This is a genomic window from Vibrio sp. KUL80 (assembly GCF_059725495.1).
Genome location: NZ_AP045842.1, coordinates 340,672 through 360,163 on the forward strand (window position 1 = coordinate 340,672; position 19,492 = coordinate 360,163).

General features: G+C 45.7%; 21 protein-coding genes. 15 read left to right on the forward strand and 6 right to left on the reverse strand.

Annotated elements, in window-relative coordinates; genetic code table 11:
• The first annotated feature begins 1 nt into the window (after position 1).
• From AC6I8U_RS18135 to hpaR, 3 genes are all read left to right on the forward strand, one after another.
• Complete coding sequence (locus AC6I8U_RS18135; RefSeq protein ID WP_498019184.1) at positions 2-529, forward strand: TRAP transporter small permease; 528 nt, start codon at positions 2-4, stop codon at positions 527-529.
• Positions 530-1,828: a TRAP transporter large permease gene (locus AC6I8U_RS18140; RefSeq protein WP_498019185.1), complete on the forward strand. Its 1,299-nt coding sequence runs from the start codon at positions 530-532 to the stop codon at positions 1,826-1,828.
• Between the two features lie 146 nt (positions 1,829-1,974).
• Positions 1,975-2,412 (forward strand): homoprotocatechuate degradation operon regulator HpaR, encoded by a 438-nt coding sequence (gene hpaR / locus AC6I8U_RS18145; RefSeq protein ID WP_081935721.1) that lies wholly within the window; start codon positions 1,975-1,977, stop codon positions 2,410-2,412.
• A gap of 54 nt (positions 2,413-2,466) precedes the next feature.
• Here the strand turns inward: hpaR and hpaC are convergent, their stop codons facing one another.
• The 3 genes from hpaC to AC6I8U_RS18160 form a co-directional block, all read right to left on the reverse strand.
• Positions 2,467-2,973 carry a 4-hydroxyphenylacetate 3-monooxygenase, reductase component gene (hpaC, locus tag AC6I8U_RS18150; protein ID WP_112462859.1) on the reverse strand — a complete coding sequence of 169 codons (507 nt, stop codon included), beginning with the start codon at positions 2,971-2,973 and terminating at the stop codon, positions 2,467-2,469.
• A gap of 273 nt (positions 2,974-3,246) precedes the next feature.
• Positions 3,247-3,999 (reverse strand): SDR family NAD(P)-dependent oxidoreductase, encoded by a 753-nt coding sequence (locus tag AC6I8U_RS18155; protein WP_498019186.1) that lies wholly within the window; start codon positions 3,997-3,999, stop codon positions 3,247-3,249.
• 30 nt (positions 4,000-4,029) lie between these two features.
• A complete protein-coding gene (locus tag AC6I8U_RS18160) occupies positions 4,030-4,749 on the reverse strand; it encodes a TSUP family transporter (protein WP_498019187.1) in 720 nt (239 codons plus the stop codon).
• Between the two features lie 242 nt (positions 4,750-4,991).
• Between AC6I8U_RS18160 and AC6I8U_RS18165 the strand changes: the two genes are divergently transcribed.
• Entirely contained in the window at positions 4,992-6,305 is a 1,314-nt protein-coding gene (locus AC6I8U_RS18165; RefSeq protein ID WP_498019188.1) for an aspartate aminotransferase family protein, read from the forward strand.
• Between the two features lie 83 nt (positions 6,306-6,388).
• Here the strand turns inward: AC6I8U_RS18165 and pdxR are convergent, their stop codons facing one another.
• Positions 6,389-7,924, reverse strand: coding sequence for a MocR-like pyridoxine biosynthesis transcription factor PdxR (gene pdxR / locus AC6I8U_RS18170; protein ID WP_394151315.1), 1,536 nt, complete (start codon positions 7,922-7,924; stop codon positions 6,389-6,391).
• A gap of 206 nt (positions 7,925-8,130) precedes the next feature.
• On the opposite strand from pdxR, the gene AC6I8U_RS18175 reads away from it, so the two are divergent.
• The 5 genes from AC6I8U_RS18175 to AC6I8U_RS18195 all read left to right on the forward strand — a co-directional run bounded on the left by AC6I8U_RS18175 (position 8,131) and on the right by AC6I8U_RS18195 (position 12,405).
• On the forward strand, positions 8,131-9,003 hold the full coding sequence (locus AC6I8U_RS18175; RefSeq protein WP_042470138.1) for a transporter substrate-binding domain-containing protein: 873 nt from the start codon (positions 8,131-8,133) through the stop codon (positions 9,001-9,003).
• Between the two features lie 79 nt (positions 9,004-9,082).
• Positions 9,083-9,724, forward strand: coding sequence for an amino acid ABC transporter permease (locus AC6I8U_RS18180; RefSeq protein ID WP_234496490.1), 642 nt, complete (start codon positions 9,083-9,085; stop codon positions 9,722-9,724).
• A gap of 11 nt (positions 9,725-9,735) precedes the next feature.
• A complete protein-coding gene (locus AC6I8U_RS18185) occupies positions 9,736-10,401 on the forward strand; it encodes an amino acid ABC transporter permease (protein ID WP_498019189.1) in 666 nt (221 codons plus the stop codon).
• A complete protein-coding gene (locus AC6I8U_RS18190; protein WP_498019190.1) occupies positions 10,394-11,293 on the forward strand; it encodes an amino acid ABC transporter ATP-binding protein in 900 nt (299 codons plus the stop codon). Before AC6I8U_RS18185 ends, AC6I8U_RS18190 begins: the two co-directional genes overlap by 8 nt.
• Positions 11,294-11,547: 254 nt before the next feature.
• Positions 11,548-12,405 (forward strand): polysaccharide lyase family 7 protein, encoded by an 858-nt coding sequence (locus AC6I8U_RS18195; RefSeq protein WP_498019191.1) that lies wholly within the window; start codon positions 11,548-11,550, stop codon positions 12,403-12,405.
• 115 nt (positions 12,406-12,520) lie between these two features.
• On the opposite strand, the gene AC6I8U_RS18200 is transcribed toward AC6I8U_RS18195, so the two are convergent.
• Positions 12,521-12,676, reverse strand: a complete 156-nt coding sequence (locus tag AC6I8U_RS18200; protein WP_234496487.1) for a hypothetical protein — start codon at positions 12,674-12,676, stop codon at positions 12,521-12,523.
• A 246-nt stretch (positions 12,677-12,922) separates the two neighbouring features.
• Between AC6I8U_RS18200 and AC6I8U_RS18205 the strand changes: the two genes are divergently transcribed.
• From AC6I8U_RS18205 to AC6I8U_RS18220, 4 genes are all read left to right on the forward strand, one after another.
• Positions 12,923-14,086 carry a threonine/serine exporter family protein gene (locus AC6I8U_RS18205; protein ID WP_234496486.1) on the forward strand — a complete coding sequence of 388 codons (1,164 nt, stop codon included), beginning with the start codon at positions 12,923-12,925 and terminating at the stop codon, positions 14,084-14,086.
• 436 nt (positions 14,087-14,522) lie between these two features.
• Positions 14,523-14,732: a cold-shock protein gene (locus tag AC6I8U_RS18210; protein WP_042470128.1), complete on the forward strand. Its 210-nt coding sequence runs from the start codon at positions 14,523-14,525 to the stop codon at positions 14,730-14,732.
• A 150-nt stretch (positions 14,733-14,882) separates the two neighbouring features.
• The gene (locus AC6I8U_RS18215; RefSeq protein WP_042470125.1) at positions 14,883-15,419 is read left to right on the forward strand and encodes a YaeQ family protein; all 537 of its coding nucleotides are present in this window, start codon (positions 14,883-14,885) and stop codon (positions 15,417-15,419) included.
• Positions 15,416-15,955, forward strand: a complete 540-nt coding sequence (locus AC6I8U_RS18220) for a hypothetical protein (protein ID WP_498019192.1) — start codon at positions 15,416-15,418, stop codon at positions 15,953-15,955. The genes AC6I8U_RS18215 and AC6I8U_RS18220 overlap by 4 nt, the downstream gene beginning before the upstream one ends.
• Before the next feature lie 22 nt (positions 15,956-15,977).
• Here the strand turns inward: AC6I8U_RS18220 and hmpA are convergent, their stop codons facing one another.
• Positions 15,978-17,171 (reverse strand): NO-inducible flavohemoprotein, encoded by a 1,194-nt coding sequence (gene hmpA, locus AC6I8U_RS18225; RefSeq protein WP_498019193.1) that lies wholly within the window; start codon positions 17,169-17,171, stop codon positions 15,978-15,980.
• A gap of 258 nt (positions 17,172-17,429) precedes the next feature.
• Here hmpA and norR point away from each other — a divergent pair, with 258 nt between their 5' ends.
• Together norR and AC6I8U_RS18235 are read left to right on the forward strand one after the other, a co-directional pair.
• Positions 17,430-19,013, forward strand: coding sequence for a nitric oxide reductase transcriptional regulator NorR (gene norR / locus AC6I8U_RS18230; protein WP_498019194.1), 1,584 nt, complete (start codon positions 17,430-17,432; stop codon positions 19,011-19,013).
• A gap of 114 nt (positions 19,014-19,127) precedes the next feature.
• On the forward strand, positions 19,128-19,487 hold the full coding sequence (locus tag AC6I8U_RS18235; protein ID WP_042470121.1) for a glutaredoxin family protein: 360 nt from the start codon (positions 19,128-19,130) through the stop codon (positions 19,485-19,487).
• The last annotated feature ends 5 nt before the right edge of the window (positions 19,488-19,492 follow it).

Consider the following 19,492-nt stretch of genomic DNA (forward strand, 5'->3'; position numbering starts at 1 on the left):
TATGAATGGTTTTAGTGTTGCTAAGACCATACGGCGAGGGCTAGAAACCCTCGCTGCCATCAGCTTACTTCTCATGATGTTGATAACGTTCGTTGATGTGACTGGTCGATACTTCTTTAACGCTCCCGTGGTGGGGTCTACTGAGCTCATCGAAGTATTGCTCGCAGTGATGGTTTTTATGGCGTTTCCACTGGTGTCGTGGAATGAAGAAAATATATGTGTTGACCTGCTCGACAACTACTTCCCAGAGAAGTGGATTGGCGTGAGGCAGATTGTGATTAACCTCATCTGCAGCTGCTCGCTTATTTTGGTGGCAATGATGAACTGGAAGCTAGCCGGACGCTCTCTGGAATACGAAGAGGTGACCGAGATCCTTGAAATGCCACTAGGCTATGTCACTTATCTCATCTCCATTACCGGCTTTGTTGGTGGCGCACTTACAGGGTTCAACGCTCTGGTGTACGCAAAAGGCTTATTTAGCAAAAAGAGCCCTGCTCCAACCGTCAACACAAATAGCAAGGAGGCGTAAATGATTGAGTCAATTATCGGCTTTACTGCATTGATCATTATGGTATTTCTTCGCCTTCCTCTCGCGTTTGCGATGGGTGTGGTTGGATTTATCGGCTTTTGGTATATCAATGACTACAACTGGAATGCCGCCATGTCGATGGCAGCAAGACGCATCATCGATACCGGCCAAGACTACAGTCTTTCGGTCATTCCACTATTTATCTTAATGGGCAACTTCGTAACCAAAGCGGGCTTATCGAACGAGCTTTACCGCGCTTGTAATGCCTTTGTTGGGCACAAGCGAGGCGGGCTATCGATGTCGACGATTCTTGCCTGCGGTGGGTTCTCTGCCATATGCGGGTCTAGTCTTGCAACCTCTGCCACCATGTCACAAGTTGCCATGCCGCCGATGCGAAAGTATGGCTACTCTGATGGGTTAGCAGCCGCCTCTATCGCCGCAGGTGGCACACTCGGAATTCTGATTCCACCGAGTGTCATGCTGGTAATTTATGGACTGCTCACTGAGAGCAGTATTCGCGAACTCTTTGCCGCAGGCTTCTTACCTGGACTGCTTGGTATCGGGCTCTATCTTGCGGCAGTACAGTGGGTTGTATTCCGCTCCCCTGAAAGTGCACCTCCCGGCGAGCGCATGCCTTGGGGGCAAAGATTTATCGCGCTAAAAGGCATCCTCTCAACGCTACTTCTATTCGTGCTTGTGATGGGAGGCATCTATGTGGGAGCCTTTACGCCAACGGAAGCAGCTGGTATAGGTGCAACAGGTGCATTTGCTCTCGCCGCATATCGACGCAAGCTCAACTATCAGGTGATGCGTGATATTTTGGTGGATACTGCAAAAACGTCTGCTTCACTCTTCGCTGTTGTCATTTGCGCGCTGATTCTGTCTAACTTTATTAACCGTGCTGGGCTGCCAACTGCCTTAGTTGAAATGATTCAAGCCGCTAACGTAACACCAATGATGGCGCTCGGTTTAATTCTACTGGTCTACATCATTCTAGGCTGCGTGTTTGAAAGTATGTCGATGATGCTACTGACGGTGCCAATCTTCTTCCCTGTCGTGGTTGAATTGGGCTTCGATCCTATCTGGTTTGGTATTGTTGTTGTGGTGGTAACGGAGATCAGCTTGATAACTCCACCAGTGGGTCTGAACGTATTTGTTCTCTCGGGCATTATCAAAGACATTAACACCGGTACTATTTTCAAAGGCGTGTTCCCATTTTGGGTAGCGGATATGGTTCGATTAGCCGTTATTGTTCTGATACCCGCTATTGTGTTGTTCTTGCCTAACATGTTGTATTAAAAAGCAAAGTGGCTTTCCTTTGGGGAAGCCACTTTTTCATTTAGAGTAAAATATCTAGCTGTATTTATTGACAAATAAATCACCATATATCAATAGGATGACTTCATTTTATTTCTGATATATGGTTTATTAGTAGTAAGGAAATTATGAAGGTTAACTTAGTGACAAAATACGAAGATTCTCTGCCGCTCCAACTGATTAGAGCCAGAGACATCGCCATGGAATATTTCCGTCCCGTGCTGGCAAGTAACGACCTTACCGAGCAGCAATGGCGCGTTATGCGTGTATTGGACACCAAAGGCGAAATCGACTTCACTACCCTATCTCGTGAGTCTTGTATTCTCAGTCCCAGTCTCACTGGTATTATCAATCGACTCGAAAAGCTTGGTTATGTAGAGAAGAAGAAGTGCGAACACGACGGACGCAAGTCCTACATTCACCTAACTGCCAAAGCGGAAAGCTTGGTAGAACGCTTACGGCCACAAATTGAAGAGCAATATGTCGCTCTAAAAGAGCGTATTGGAGAGGATCGTTATTCAGAGCTCTCTAACTTGCTCAACGAACTTATCGCGAGCAAACACTAAAACACCCGCTTATGCGGGTGTTTTTATTTTTATTCCTACTTAGCTTTTTAACGACTATGCCACTTCGGCGACCTTCACATCTGCTTGTAGATGTTTGAACTGACGGTCAAAGTACATGAGCGCATCTTTGTCTTGTGTCGTGATTGCCTCGACTTCTAAAAAGAACACCGTGTGCGTCCCCACTTCTTTCATATCACTGATGCGACCCTCAAGCGTGGTTAGTGCACCGTTTAATACTGGCACTTGATGCTGGTTGAGCTTCCAGCCTTCCAACGCGAAACGCTCTTCCATCTCTAATCCTGTCATCCCTGCAAAGTGCATGGACATTTCCTGGTGTTCACTCGCACAGGTATTGATGCACATACGACCATTGCGCTTAAAGATATCGTTAGAAGCACTGGAGCGGTTCACACACACCAGCAAGGTTGCTGGGCTATCTGTAACTGAACACACGGCGGTAGCGGTAATACCGATAGTTCCGGCTTCACCGCCCGTGGTTACAATGTTGACGGCTGCTGCGAGCTTCGACATCGCGTTACGAAATTCTTGTTGTAGAGACATGGTATCTTCCTTTTCGCTAGACTGAGTTTTGGCGCTTTGGAGAGCGCTCCCTGTTATGTGCTTTCATTGTGGTTTATTGACACCGTTTGGAACATAGACAGTTATCGTGTTCGCTTGTACTTTTCGTAGCAATTGGAGCAATACATCGAGGGGATAAAAGTAAAGGAATAAGGTAGGTAAATGGATTTCAATCATATTCAGCCCCACAACCAACAAACCCATATGCTAAGCATATGGGTTTACTGTTATGAACAGCCTTTTGTTATGACCTGACTAGTCTCGATCAATGGCAAACGGAGACCAAGCTTGACGTGTCGGCATCACCTCAACTCTGTTGATATTGATGTGCTCAGGAAGATTGGCGATATAAAACATATGCTCAGCAATGTCTTGAGCGCTAAGTGGAGTTGTACCTTTGTATAAGTTATCCGAGGCAGTTTGATCGCCTTTGGTCCTTACCAAGGTAAACTCTGTCTCAGCAATACCTGGAGCGAGATCTGTCACTCTTACACCTGTACCTTGAAGGTCACAGCGCAGGTTGTAGCTAAACTGCTTAACAAATGCCTTACTTGCACCATAAACGTGGCTACCTGGATAAGGCCATTGTCCTGCAATAGAGCCAACATTAATGATAGTTGTCCCCGCGCCTACTTCAATTAGCTTCGGAAGTAAGGCGTGAGTCACGTTGACGAGCCCCGTGCAGTTGGTATCAATCATGGTGTGCCAATCGGATAGGTCCACTTCTGCAGCGCCTTCTGGCGCCAGCGCTAGCCCTGCATTATTGATAAGTGCGGTTATCTCTGAGAACTCACTCGGTAGGGATTCGACAGCCTCTTTCACAGCCGCTGCATCTCGTACATCCAACTGAATGACATGCGTTGGGACATCTAAACATTCCTTAAGATCTAACAATCTTGCCAAGCGTCTTCCCGATAGCACTAAAGACCACCCCTCACTTGCAAATTTCTCTGCGGCTGCGCGTCCAAAACCAGAAGTTGCGCCAGTAATAAATGCAATTTTCTTCATCTTGCTGTTCCCTTTCAAAGTAAGTCCATATCAAAGTAAAAAAGTAACGAGCGCTAAACCCATTAAAATTGGAGCTGTAGTGAACCTTGGCGAGAGCTCAGGTAGCCATTGATGCATCTTTTGCCCAAGCAAATTACCCACTAAAGCAAACGGCAGCAATGTAAGACCGACCAACATCAAATATCTATTAACCGCTCCAATTGCCGTTAACCCCACCAATGAGGTCAAAGCACTGACCATAAAAAAGACGATGGCTGTTGCCCTGAGCTCTTTGCTGCTCATCGTCAGATTCAACAAGTACAAAATAAGCGGTGGCCCGCCAGCAGAACCGGCAGTCATACCAAACCCGGAGAACGCCCCTACTGCGAGTGAATATCGCTTGTCGAGCCAACGCAGCCTTAAATCCAGCATTATCAGCCCTCCCGCCGCCATAGACAGCCCGGCGATTAACATTTTCAAAGCCTCAGATGAAATCCAAGACACGACAAATAGCGAAAACGGCGTAGCGATAAGCATGCCTACTATCAACCTCTTGACTAGCGGTTTGTCTATCTCGGTATGCACACCCCGCAGCAAGCAAAGGCTACTAAGTAGGTCCAGCGTTATGGCGATAACAATCGACTCAATCGGTGTAAAAACAAAGTTCAAACACAGAGCCGCAATGACCGCAAAACCAAATCCGGAATAGCCACGTACCACTCCTGCAAAAACGATCAGTACCGACGCGATCCCTATCTCAATCCATGCCATGACGATGCTGTTCCAATATGCTGACCTCAAATCTCAATACTGATGCGCTGTGTGTTTTCAATGTAAATAGATTGCGTTTGGTGCCATAGAGCCAGTTTGAAGAATCCTCTAGGGCAGACAGATACTGGAATTACTGACCCACGACTTTTTTGAAACTGACACTACTTCCATGACGCCATTTCTCGCCAAGATAGCTGTACTGCTCGCGATTCAGGAGCGATGTCATTGCACAGGAGAGAAAAATGGATTTGTTATCATCTGAAATCACTAACCAAGACGTTATCGAACTGGATAAACACGTCTTCCATTCTTGGTCAGTTCAAGAGAGTGCGACGCCCATCGCGATTGCTAATGGGCAAAGCTGCACCATGTGGGATTTTGATGGAAAGGAGTACTTGGACTTCAGCAGCCAGTTGGTGAACACCAATATTGGCCATCAGCATCCTAAGGTCATTGAAGCGCTGAAGGCTCAGGCAGATACATTGGCAACGATTGCGCCAGCTACTGCTAACCTCACGCGAGGGATGGCTGCTAAGCGTATTCTAGAACGTGCGCCAACGAGCTTCAAAAAGGTGTTTTTTACCAATGCAGGTGCCGATGCTAACGAGAACGCCATTCGTATGGCAAGGCAGTTTACTGGACGTGATAAAGTCCTCTCAGCCTATCGCTCGTATCATGGCAACACTGGTTCAGCAATTGCAGCGACTGGCGACTTTAGACGCGTGCCAAATGAGTATAGTCGCGGCCACGTGCACTTCTTTAATCCTTATCTCTACCGCACCGAGTTCAACTCGACCTCCGAACAAGAAGAATGCGAACGCGCACTTGCTCACCTAAAACGAGTCATTGAGTGCGAAGGACCAAACTCAATTGCCGCCATTATTCTTGAAACCATCCCAGGAACGGCTGGATTCCTATTGCCCCCTGAAGGTTACTTACAAGGTGTGCGTGACATCGCGACGCAACATGGCATTCAGCTGGTCTTCGATGAAGTGATGGTCGGCTTCGGACGCACTGGCAAATGGTTTGCGTTTGAACACTTCAATGTGACGCCTGATCTTGTGACCTTTGCTAAAGGGGTCAACTCCGGATATGTGCCCGTGGGTGGCGTGATGGTTAGCGAAGCTATCTGCGAGTTCTTTAAGTCCGAATTCTTTATGGGTGGACTGACCTACTCAGGCCATCCACTTGCCATGTCGACGATTGTCGCGGCTATCGATGCAATGGAAGAAGAAGGCATCATTCACTACGCCGATGAGATTGGAAACTCATTGCTAGGTCCATCTTTAATGGCTTTGTACGACCAGCGCAGCGTCATTGGTAACATTCGCGGTAAAGGGATGTTTTGGGCAGTAGAACTTGTTGAAGACAAATCAACCAAAGAGCCGTTGAGTAATGCGAAGATGGGACTCATCAAGCAAAAACTCACAGCGCGAGGATTGTTGACCTTTATCGTCAACAACCGAATTCATGTCACCCCACCGCTGATCATCAAGCCAAACGAGATCAAACATGGTGTCGCTATTATTGATGAAGTCTTAGCTGAATTCGACTAACAAAAATAATAAGTGCCAAGCAATTTGCTTGGCACTCATATTTCACTCTCACTAAACTATCCGCTAACCAAACTATTAAGGCACTACCTTAGCCCATCAAACGCTTTGGCGAGCTCGATGATACCGGGTTGTATTAGTGCTTTATCAATTGAATGAAACCCCAACCTGAAATAGCGATTAGCATCGTTACTCATCAACGTATTAGACATTGTCGATTGATCACCTAAATCGGGCTGAGATGCCGTCATAAAGTGCGAATACCCGGTTTCCACTAACACCCCATGCTGAGCAGCGCGCGAAACAAGCCTTTGGCTACTTATCTTGTCGGGAGTTTGCAACCATAGAGCGTTGCTCAGTTCATTCTTGGCAAGTCTGTCGCAGTATGGAATATGTTTTGATACGGCATCATTGATAATATCCCAGCGCTGTCTGGTGTTCTCACGAAAACGACGTACAAAGCTATCGTAGTAGCCTTGAGCGATGAAATGCGCCATCTCCATCTGTAATCGAGTCGGCGGATGACGAAACATCAACCGGCGCAGCGCTCTCAGCTCATAAATAAGCTCCTCTGGAGCGACAATAAACCCAAGTCTGAGTCCTGGTGCGAGGATTTTCGAGAAACTACTTACGTATATCACTCTACCGGACTTGTCTTGCGCTTTTAAAGCCGGTGCAGGGTTGAGCTCAAAGTTACTGTTGGAGTCGTAGTCATCTTCAATAACGATGGCGTCGTTCCGCTGCGCAAGTTCCAATAGCTCTTTTCGACGCTGCTGGCTCATCGTTACTCCCGTTGGCGCTTGATGACTAGGCGTTACATAGAAATAGTCGCACATTGAAGAGAGTGAGTTTGGTTTCAATCCTTCATCGTCAACTTGATGTGGATGCAACTGCGCACCTGCCAAACCGAAAATATTGTATGCCTCTTTATAACCAGGGTTCTCAACACCCACCCTTGAATCACGATTCATCAGCAACTGAGACAACAAATAGAGGCCGTTTTGAGATCCAATGGTAATCAAAATCTCATCATTGCTGGCGTGAATGCCCCTTTGCGGAAGAACGCGAGTTCGTATCTGTTCAACGAGCAACTCAACATCCTTATCAACCTTGTCGCACAGCCAGCCATGATCGTGGGAGTCGGCAATCACCTTTCTTGTGGCCTCTCTCCAGTGTGATAATGGAAAATCATTAATATAGGGCTGACCATAAATAAACGGATACTTATAGCAACTCCAATGTGTCGGTTTTACAATTCTTGGAAACTGGTGGGTATTCACCTTTATTTTATCGTCCCAATTTGGTGCAGCGTCTGCACTATTATCTGTACTTAGCTCTATATTCGCAGCGCTCTCTTGCGAGCTTTCTTTATAGCCATCAGATAAATAGTACCCACTTCTTGGACGACTGATTAGATAACCATCGTCTAGCAAACTCTCATACACCAAAGAGACAGTATTCCTCGAAACCTTAAGTTGTTGGGACAGCTTACGACAAGATGGGAGCGCCTGTTCAGGCGAGAAGATCCCCGACAAAATCGCTTTCACCAGGTATTCACGGACCTGCTCTTGTAAACTTCTGGTTGAATCAAACTCAATAAAACACTGATAATCCACGGCCACAACTTCCCCCTCCAGAAATACATTACGACGACTAACTGTTAATTAAGAGAGCAAGAAATAGACCACAACAACTGTGGGTATTATTTGTTTACAAACTGCAGCTGTCCCATACCGATTTTAAAATTGGCTCTAACTCCGAATGGTTACAAATATCTAAAGTGAATGTGTTCAAAGAAAACGTTCACAATATTAAAAAGGATGGATATATGGGACATGGAAAGCAGATTAAAAAATGGTTCTCAGTCGCGGCAATTGCATTAGCAGTAGGCTCTTCAGCTAGCGCTGTCAGTGCCGACCTTCCACAGGTTTTGGAGTCGGGCGTGCTAAAGGTGGCGACAGAGGATAACTACTCACCGTTTAACTACATCGCGAAAGGTCAACCAAGCGGCATCAACAAAGATCTTCTCGATGAGCTTCGCGAATACGCAAAGTTTGAGGTCAAACAAGACATCCTACCTTGGACAGGCCTACTCGCTTCTGTTTCTGCGGGTCAATATGACTTAGCTTTGACTGGCGCAATCGTCACCGATGCAAGGCTTCAAGTTTTTGATTTCACTCCCCCTATCGCCTCTGCTCAGCATTACTTCTTAGCTCGAGCCAAAGATGACTCGATATCTGGCGTGTCTGACTTAGATGGCAAAACCGTCGGCCTTCAAGCTGGTAGCGCTCTGCTAGAGCGTCTCCCTGAGCTTAAAACTATGCTTGAGGCTGAGGGCAAATCTTTGGGTCGAGTGGTTGAATATCAATCTTACCCAGAAGCCTATGCCGATCTCGCAAATGGACGCGTTGACTATGTCATAAACAGCATCGTTTCCGTCAATGAGGTAGTGAAGACTAAGTCGAAGGTGTTTAAGAAGGGTGAAGCGGTATCTGGTCCTGGTTTCGTAAGCTGGCCCGTACCAAAACAAAATCCAGAACTATTGGCGTACCTAACGGACTTTTTCAAACACCTCAAAGAAACGGGACGATTAGCTGAGCTCCAAGAGAAATGGTTCGGCGAATCCTTTGATGACTTGCCAATCGAGCCAATCACAACAGTTGAACAATACCACTCATTAACTGCAGTAAACCCTAGCTAAACGATGACCTAAACAAGTGGGCTTGTCATGTAACTGCAAGCCCACATTCCTAAACAATCTTTTTGGAGGTGCATACATTATGGATTACTACGCATGGATGCAGTTATTAGAAGGCGCGTGGACGACCGCTTGGATCTCCCTTGTTTCTATCGCTTTGGGCGTTGTCATAGGGCTTATGATTGCTCTGGTTAGAATGGCGAAAGTACCTTTCTTAGACCAGTTTCTGGGCGTCTACGTCAGTTGGGCGCGAGCGACACCACTGGTCACGTTAGCCTTGTTTATTTTCTTATCATTCCCATCATTTGGCATCAATCTAGACAAACACTTATCCGCTATCTTATGCCTCACGCTCAACACGTCCGCCTTCAACGCTGAAATCTGGCGCAATGCGTTTCTCAACTTTTCAAATGGACAAAAAGAAGCCGCCGAAGCGATCGGCATGTCTCGATTGGTTTACTTTCGCCGCATTATGTTCCCACAGATGGTGATCGTTAGCCTACCCGCGCTTGTAAATGAAATGTCGTTCTTAATTAAGGGCAGCCCAGCAATTGCCGTCATTGGTGTAGTAGACCTAACACGCGTAACTAACCGTATCGCAGCCGTCACTTATGAACCTCTTGGACCAATACTCTGCGCTGCTGTCCTATATATGTGCATCATCGGCTTACTGATAAAGCTTCAACATATGGCTGAGCAAAAAGCCAGCAACTTAGCCGCGTAGGAGGAAACAGTATGAACGAATGGCAAATTATTTGGGATCAACGCGAGATCTTTACCTACGGCCTATTTACGACAGTCATGCTGTTTGTATCTGCATCAACGATAAGCTTTTTTATGGGATTAGCACTTCTAAGCGTGCTTGAAAATGGCAGCAAAGGTCTAAGCTACTGCGTGCGAGGTAGTATCAACATTATGAGGACGCTGCCGTTTCTTATTCTCGCTTACCTACTCTATTACGGCTTACCGCAAGTTGGCATTCGCATGGATGCTATCACCGCCGGTCTCGTTTCACTGTGTTTGTACCACAGCACCTATTTCTGCGAAATATTCCGTGGTGTCAGAAAGGATATGGATGAAGGTTACATAGAAGCCGCTAAATCCTGTGGCTTCTCGAAGTTTAAGATTTTCACTCGAGTTATTGCACCGAACGTGCTGTTTAAGTCCATTCCACTCATTGCGAATCAACTCATTATCTGTCTCAAGGATACGGCATTTTTGAGCATCATTACTGTCGGCGAGATCACCGCCGCTGCGAACAGTATTCAGTCTACTTACTTTATCCCACTCAACGCCTTTGTCGTCGCGATTGGTTTGTATTGGATGGTCAGTATTGCAGTAGAACAAATAACCAAACTAGCACTTAACAAAGTGCAACAACGAGGGCTAAGTCATGCTTAAACAATCAGTTGAAACTACTCCAGAGCTCCCGGTCAGCGCATTTAAAGAGAGTGCAGATTTACACATCGTTGACACAGTTGAACATAAAGAGTCTGCATTGATTCACGCTACTCAAGACACGAGCGAAGAACAAACAGACTCAATCATCAAAATCATAAACCTATCGAAGCAGTTTGACGGAATCGAAGTGCTTCGAGATATCAACCTCAATATACAAAAAGGCGAAGTCGTCAGTATTCTCGGTTCATCGGGCTCAGGTAAATCTACCTTATTGCGCTGCATTAACTGGCTTGAGCAGCCGGAGCGAGGGTTTATTTACGTTGGCGACGAGCGCATCGGCGTCAACGCCGAGACCAACAAGCCCGCCAAATACAAAGAGCTCGCCAAGATGCGACAACGCGTCGGCATGGTATTTCAAAGCTTCAATCTATGGCCGCACCTTACCGTTAAGCAAAACGTGATGGAAGCGCTCATTCACGTGAAAAAATGGTCGAAGTCCGACGCAGAAGGCATGGCGGAAACACAACTTGAGAAAGTTGGCATGTCACACAAACTCGACAGTTACCCAAGCATGCTATCGGGAGGACAGAAGCAGCGCGTGGCTATTGCTCGCGCATTAGCAATGGAGCCTGAAGTGTTGCTCTTTGATGAGCCAACCTCAGCTCTTGACCCTGAGCTCGTAGAAGAAGTACTAACGGTTATGCAAAAGCTCTCTAAAGAGGGCTATACCATGGTCATCGTCACCCATGAGATGGACTTCGCCAGACAAGTTTCTGACCAAGTAGTGTTTTTGGAAAAAGGCATATTGATTGAGAAAAATCCCCCAGAAAAATTCTTTACCGACCCAGATTCCACTCGAGTAAGGCAGTTTTTGAAACTCGATGCGAGCTAACTCGCCCTCGAAAACCGGAGAGCCTTGCTCTCCGATTTTCTCTCTCCTGTCTCCTACTTTTCATCGAACCCTCGATACATATCACTGTTAAATCGCCATCTCTTATACGTCAGACAATGTCCCTACAAAATTTTTCAAACATTGCAAAACTAGGCGCTAGAGCACAATTTAACGCTCTGAATATTTCGCTAAGTCCAGAACAATGATATCTACCTTATTAAAATGTATGACAATAATATAAAAAGGTTTAACTCATGAAAAATAAGCTTATCTCTACTACTGTGTTGCTTGCTATCTCTTCAATGGCGAGTGCAAATGTTCAGTTTTCGAATCCTGAAGGTAAACTAGGTGAACCTGCAGATTACCCTCAATACAGCAATGTGTTATCGGCTTCTGAGCTGCAAATCTCTGATCCTGATGGAAAGAAAGGCAACAAAGAATACTTTGCGCTCGACAACAACTATTCAGGTATTGTGAACAACAATTTCTATGTCGACAAAACGAGTGAAGCTTTGGTCTTCAAGATGAAGAATGACCACCTTCGTAATGAGTTGAGAGTACAAGAAAACTTCCGTACTGATCTTCCAAATGAGTTCTATACACTCAGCTCAAAAGTTGAAATCGTGAACCCTGAAGCAGCGATGGAAAACTCGAAATCCAAGCAGAACGAAATCACCTTCTTGCAAGTACATAACAAAGGTCTGGACGACCTAGGTACACACAATGTTCCACACCCACTTCTTCGTGTCGTGTGGAAACAAGATAATAACGGTGTTCAAGGGCACTACTGGGCTATCGTGAAAAACAATGCGGTAATTTGCAAAGGCTCAATGGGTAAGAAAAACAAAGATAAAGAAATGTGCAAATCGGACGTTGCATATTCTCAAATTGACTTAGGTAAAGCGCCTGTTGGTGAAACGACTGAGTTTGACATCACCGTCGGCAACAAGATCCTTGCGGTCGATGTAAATGGCGAGAGAAAAATGGAGAAGGACATCGATTATTGGCGTCACCTACTCAGCTATTTTAAAGCGGGTGTCTACAATCAGTTTACCGATGGCGAAAGTGAAGCTCACTTTTACAAGTTAGAGTACACTGAACACAAAGGCTAATGTCGTAACTCATTCAACCCCAACCAAGCCTCTTATGCATGAGTATAAAAGGCTTGGTTGAGCTATTCACAACGTTATGGCGGAAAGCGCAGTTACTTTTCACGACTTCCAATAACTACTCCCATACCACAATACCGTGTCTATCTATCGTCCCTACTCGATCCCGAGTAATAAATTGAACTCTATGATACTGAACATCGATGGCTTTAAAGCCCGTCTCTAGCATTAGGCTTGCAAGCTTTCGGATAGCCATTGGGCTGAAATGTGTCATTGTGCGCCTCCCTTAGTGTCTTTGATGGACTAAAGTTAGCTTGATAGCAGCAAGATTAAAAATCGTTCTTGTAGGATGCGACCCTTCGTTTTAGCCATATTGAGGCAAACGCTTGCTTCGTTTATGTTCGAAAATCTAAAGCCGAATAAAATTGACTGAAAAACGAATATTTACTATCGAAAAACCACAAAAGCTCTGATACCTTTACGCCATCAAAAAAGACCCCCAGATTGATTAGACGGACCTATGCCTTCCACTCAAACCATCAAGAAAATCGTCGATATTGGTGACACGCTTCATCGAAGCGGCTGTGCTCCCTACAAAGTCGAGAAATACGCTCAACATTACGCCCAAAAGCACGGGGTTGACGTCATGGTCCAAGCGACGCCAACGGCAATCAACTACCAGTTTCCCGATAAAAACAATACGGTGGTTTTGAAGCGCTTAAAGCCAGCATCAATCAACCTCAGCCTACTCGCTAACACCATTATTCGCATCAATCAGCCAAGTAATGAGCCGGTTCCAGAACCAGTTGGTTATCCGAAATGGATCGTAGCACTTGCCAATATGGGTATACCTCCCGCATATCTGATGCTGGTTGGCAGCACACTCGAAGCAATTGCCTTCTCTATGCTGCTTGGCTTAATGGTATGGGTTTGTCAGTTAGTTTATCGTGGCCGCAACGCTATCGCGGTTGAGTTTATCTCAGCACTGCTAACGGGTGTTTTGGTTGCGTTTATTGCCAGTACTGGTGCCGCAATACCGATATGGGCGCTCTGTATTGCGAGCGTGGTGCTTTTTGTGCCTGGACTTTCCATTGCCAACTCGCTCGAATGTTTGGCCTTTAATGATTTGGTGTCCGGGACCGCGCTGTTGGGCCAAAGTGCGTTAACGCTCATCAAACTCTTTATCGGCGTGATGATGGGACTGAATATCGGTGAAGCCTTTTGGGGGCAAACCGACTCTATCTCATACACTAACGAAGTTCCGCTGTGGCTGCATTGCTTTGGCCTGTTACTCATCTCCACCTCTATCGGCGTGATATTCAACGCAAGACCGAAAGATATCTTATTGGGATTACCGGTAGCAGTACTCGGGATGTGGGGACCGTTTTATCTTGGTTTTGAAAGTGGTTGGGTGGTTGGAACTTGGGTCACGACAGTACTTATTACCCTCTATGGCACTTGGGTGGCTAAGCGTTTGGACCTCACAGGCTCTATTTATATTGTGCAAGGCATCATTATTTTGGTACCAGGCAGTCGAGTAATGGTGAGCGCCAGCCAGTCGGTTTTTGAACAATCGATTCTACCGATACCTAATATCGGTTTATCCGCATTATTTATGTTCTCAGCAATTGTGGCAGGACAAATTACCGCATACTCAATATATTCGCCAAAAATAGAGAGGTAGTGTCCACTTTAATTGGCAATTCTATAAAAACCGCTAGCGCTTCAAAATACCAACAATGTTTGCATAATCTTTACAATACATTATTTCGAAGCGCTAAATAATGTTTTATATCAACACGTTACAAGCTTTGCACATTTGTTGACCTAGCGTCAAAAATTTATCTTCGCGTTTGAAAATGTCATGTACGTGACACCTAAAAACGAGCTGCACTTCAAATATTCAGACAAATTGTAATTGCAGCTCTTTGACTTACCTAAGAACTCGCTTATATTCGTGACTGGCTAGAAAAAAAAGTTACATTGTTTACAAGTAGCAATCGTTGAATTCTCGTGATTCCCCCGACGCGTTGTACGCAATAGCAATTTCCTTTTCACGCTATAGCTGCCGGATTGGCAATAAAGAAACAAAAGATAGTAGAAAATTTTAGGATATAAGTATGTCTAACACAGTTACTGGTACAGTTAAGTGGTTCAACGAAACTAAAGGCTTTGGCTTCATTCAACAAGAGAACGGTCCAGACGTTTTCGCTCACTTCAGCAACATCAAAGCAGACGGTTTCCGTACGCTAACTGAAGGTCAGAAAGTTGAATTTCGCGTAACTCAAGGTCAAAAAGGACCTCAAGCGGAAGAAATCCAACCGGTCTAAGTACTCGCTTCCAGTACATTCTGATAAATAGCCAGCTCAGCTGGCTATTTTTGTATCAGTTAGCACATGTGCGCCCCTTTGTTAGTGTCCTTTTACCCATAGACGCGTACTATAGGCATTAATGCATTCAAATATCCCCAGAGCAATCTCATGGCTTTAAAACCAACTATTTACAAATTTCGTGTCGCATTGACAGACATGAATCGCGATTATTACGACTCTCTGAATCTTACCGTCGCTCTGCACCCATCAGAAAATGAGCAGCGCATGATGGCAAGGCTAATGGCATTCTGTCTTAACGCCTCTCCTGAGCTCCAGTTCACTAAAGGGCTGTCCACCATTGAAGAGCCTGATATTTGGGAAAAGTCTCTGGACGACCAAACTCTAGTATGGATCGATATTGGCGAACCTGATGTCGATCGTGTGAAGAAAGCGACTCGCCTTTCAAAGAAAACGAAAGTGTACAGCTTCAACACCAAAAGCGATGTGTGGTGGCAACAAAACCAAGGCAAATTTGGTTACCTAGATGCTAGTATCTATCGCTTTAACAATGAATCTATCGAGTCTCTAGCCGGTCTTGTAACTCGCACTATGGATCTATCGGTAATGATTACCGGCACGTCACTGTTTGTCGATGCCGAAGGCGGTTCTGTTGAGGTAACAGTCGAGGAACTGCAGGACAAATGATTGAGCTAAGGAAAGCACTAGCACAAATCCAAATCGACAGGCTGGCTATTGTTGCAACACACACTGACGCGCTCAATAATCTATGTGAACGTGAGAGTATGCTGTTTGCCAGAGCCCAAGAAAACAAACCTGTTAACGCACCATCGGATCTGTTGCTAGGCTTGTTCACTAAGCTCAATGTCGAAGCGCTTTCCTCATTAAATGCTCACCTCGATCAGATTCAAGCGATGCAATCGGCCATTGAAGAGCAAGTCGGCACAAAACATGCTGAATCCTTCAAGCTGCCGATGGTCGAAGAACTCATGTTGGTCACTCATATTTGGGTTTATATTCAGGGCTATCTTGGGTTGGATTACAGCCTAGCAAACGATCATGCCATGCAAACCAGTGAAACGCTGAGCCCACTCGTTGGGTTGAGCGTGGATGAAATTCGAACTCAGTTTACCCAGAGTTACTATCAAGGCTACCGTGAATTTGAAGCTAAAAAACCACCGTCTTCCGGTTGGAAGCGGTGGTTTGAAAAGTGGTTTAATTAACGACCTGTAAGTTATTAACGATTTATAGGTTCGCGTGCGGACCAAATACTTCGTAGTGAACGCGAGAGCGGTCCACATCTAATGCATCTAATTGCTGAACCATAGCATCCATAAAGGCAATCGGACCACAGATGTAGAACTCACCGAAGTGTACTGGCAATGTCTCTTTCATCGAGTTGAGATCCATCAGCCCTTTCGCCGATTCGTTCTCAGCTAGCTTTGGCTCACGGTACCAAACCTTTTGATTCCAACCTTTCGCAGATACGATCGTCGCGACTTCATCGACAAAGGAATGCTGCTGTTCGTGTTCACAAGCATGCAGATACGTGACGGTTTCTGTCTTGTCGACTTGTGATAGTTTCTGCAAAATCGCCTGCATCGGCGTACAACCCACACCAGCGGAAATCAAGACAACTGGTTTGTCGGTTTCTTTGTAGAAAAAGTCACCCGCCGGCGGCATGACATCGATAACGTCACCCACATTAACGCTGTCGTGTAAGTAGTTAGACACAAGACCATTATCGTGAGAATCCGATAGCTCACGTTTAACTGAGATACGGTAGTTGCTGCCCGTTGGCGCTTGAGACAACGAATACTGACGAATTTCAACGTGTTCACTATTGGTTGGCTTCACCTGAATACCGAGATACTGCCCTACTTCATAGCCAAGAACTTTACCGCCATCTTCTGGTTGAAGCACAAAGCTAGTCACCAACTCAGACTCTGGGGTTTTCTCCGCCACAACAAAGCGGCGCGTACCACGCCAGCCACCCAGCGCTTTTTCACTCAACTGATATAACTCTTCTTCACGGTCAATAAAGATCTGCGCTAGGAAAAGATACGCTTCGGTCCATGCCTCTTCAACTGGCTGGGTGAATGCATCAGGAGCCAGTTCTCGTAGCGTCTCAATCAAGTGATGTCCCACGATTTGGTAATGTTCCGCTTTGATATTGAAACTGGTGTGCTTATGAGCGATGCGTTCTACTGCTGTGGTAAGTGCGGCTAGGTTTTCAATGTTTTTTGCGTATGCCGCTACCGCTTCGAATAGCGCGACACTTTGACGACCGGTTTTCTGGTGCGTCATGTTAAAGATATCTTTCAGCTCAGGATTGTGAGAAAACATTCTTTGATAAAAATGTTGAGTCAATGCAGGTCCTGCTGATTCTAATAGAGGAATGGTGCTTTTGATGATCTCAATATGTTGGTTGTTTAGCATAGTCGCTCCCTAGAAGGCTTAATAGTACTACTTATCGTTTTTATGATATTTTTAATAATAGGCTGAATTGTTGAACACATAGTGTGCACTTCAACAACTGAATATATCTTTGCACGGTTTGTGCCAAGTTTAGAAACACCGTAGTTATTGGTTTTATTGGTAATTCTCTTCTGTTAAAAAGTCAAAATGACTCCTTTTCTTTATGTCTAAATGACACTAAAATGAGCTCTTCACTCATTTCGACTCGCTATCCGTTTTATGCAAGATATCTCCACTTCTAGCCTTATCGATCTAACCGTTGGTCTTGCCAGCAGCAGCAACGACCAAGAGCGCTTCGATTCGCTTCTCAATACCATACGTAAAACCATTCGATGTGATTGCGTCGCCTTACTCTCTATGCAAGGAGACACGCTCGTACCTCTCGCTATGCAAGGACTGGCTCGAGACACCCTAGGACGAAGGTTCGTCATTCAAGAACACCCTAGATTCGCTGAAATATGTGCTGCCACCAGCCCAGTTATCTTTGACGCTGATAGTGAGTTGCCCGATCCGTTTGATGGTCTACTGATTGATCATCATGGCGATCTACCTATGCACTCGTGTATGGGGCTTCCATTGATTTTTGGCGAGAAAATGCTTGGTGCGCTGACACTGGATAGCCTCGCCCCGAATGCGTTTGAAGACATTCCACAGCGCAGTCTTGAAGTATTGTCCGCAGTTGCTGCTTCTACGCTAAAAATGGCACTGACATTTTCTCAACTCGAGTATCAAGCAAAGCAGTCAAAACAGCTTCTCGAAGAGCTCAATGTTGAAGCCTGGGAGCGAGACGGTGGTGAGATGATTGGCAACAGCGAGCCAATGTTAGCCCTCAAATCCGACATTGAGATCGTCGCACCCTCTGATTTCAATATCCTTATCCACGGTGAAACGGGCGTTGGTAAGGAGCTCGTCGCTCGTACCCTCCACTACCAATCGACACGACGACAGCAGCCTTTGGTCTACGTGAACTGTGCGGCAATTCCTGAGAACTTGATTGAAAGCGAACTGTTTGGTCACGTTAAAGGTGCGTTTACCGGAGCGGACAAAAACCGAATGGGTAAATTTGCGCTCGCAGACGGCGGTACATTATTCCTTGATGAAATCGGTGAGCTGCCACTTGCCGCACAAAGTAAACTGCTACGAGCACTGCAAAACAATGAGATTCAACCTGTCGGTAAAGACCAGATCCAGAAGATCAACGTGCGTGTTCTAGCGGCAACAAACCGAGATCTAAAAGCAGAAGTCGACAACGGTAAGTTCCGCGCCGATTTATACCATCGACTCAGTGTTTACCCGATTTCAGTGCCGCCACTTAAAGAGCGCCACGGAGATATCGAGCTTCTCACCGGCTTCTTCTTAGAGCAAGCTAGAAGAAAGCTTGGCATTTCGCAGATAAAAATGAGTCCAAATGCGGTTACGCACCTCAACCGCTATTCCTGGCCAGGCAATGTGCGCGAGCTGGAGCATGTGATTAACCGAGCTGCACTCAAGGCAAAAGCGCGCTCGATGGGCAAGAAAGTTGTCACAGTCAGCATAGACGATTGTGGTCAGTTCGATGACGACGTATCAACCCCAGCGCCTAAGACATCGTCAAAAAACACCTTGGTTGTCGATACCACTAAAGGCATCCGTGAAGCGACAGAAGAGTATCAACGAGCCCTTATCACCGACGCTCTATTAAGTGCCGATTACAATTGGGCGAAAGCAGCACGAACCTTGCAAACTGACCGCGCGAACTTGATTCGACTCTCTAAACGTTTAGGACTAAGTGTTACCAAACGTCACACGCTCTCTCGAGACTAGAGTTAAACGTATCAGTAAAGTGAAAGTGGTGTTAATATTCTGCGGTGTGATGCGTGTTCATCACACCCTATAACAACCATAAAGCTCAACGTATTCAAGATAAGAAAGGTAGTTATGAAGTTTATTCGCATTATCTTAGGAAAGATCATCCTCCTACTTAACTTCGTATTTTCACCACGCGGTGTAAAGCGCAGCGAAGAAGCCCAAAAGCAAGCAGATGAAAAAGCATCAACCATGCAACTTTACCAATTCGAGGCATGTCCCTTTTGTGTAAAAGTTCGCCGTGAAATGAAGCGCCAATCGGTAAACATCGCTTTGAAAGACGCTAAGAACGACAACATCGCTCGAGAAGAACTATTGGCCGGTGGTGGTCGAGTTAAGGTGCCATGCCTAAAAATTACTGAAAATGGTAAAGAGACATGGATGTACGAGTCATCTGATATCGTTACCTATCTTCAGAAAGAGTTTGCGTAGTTAAA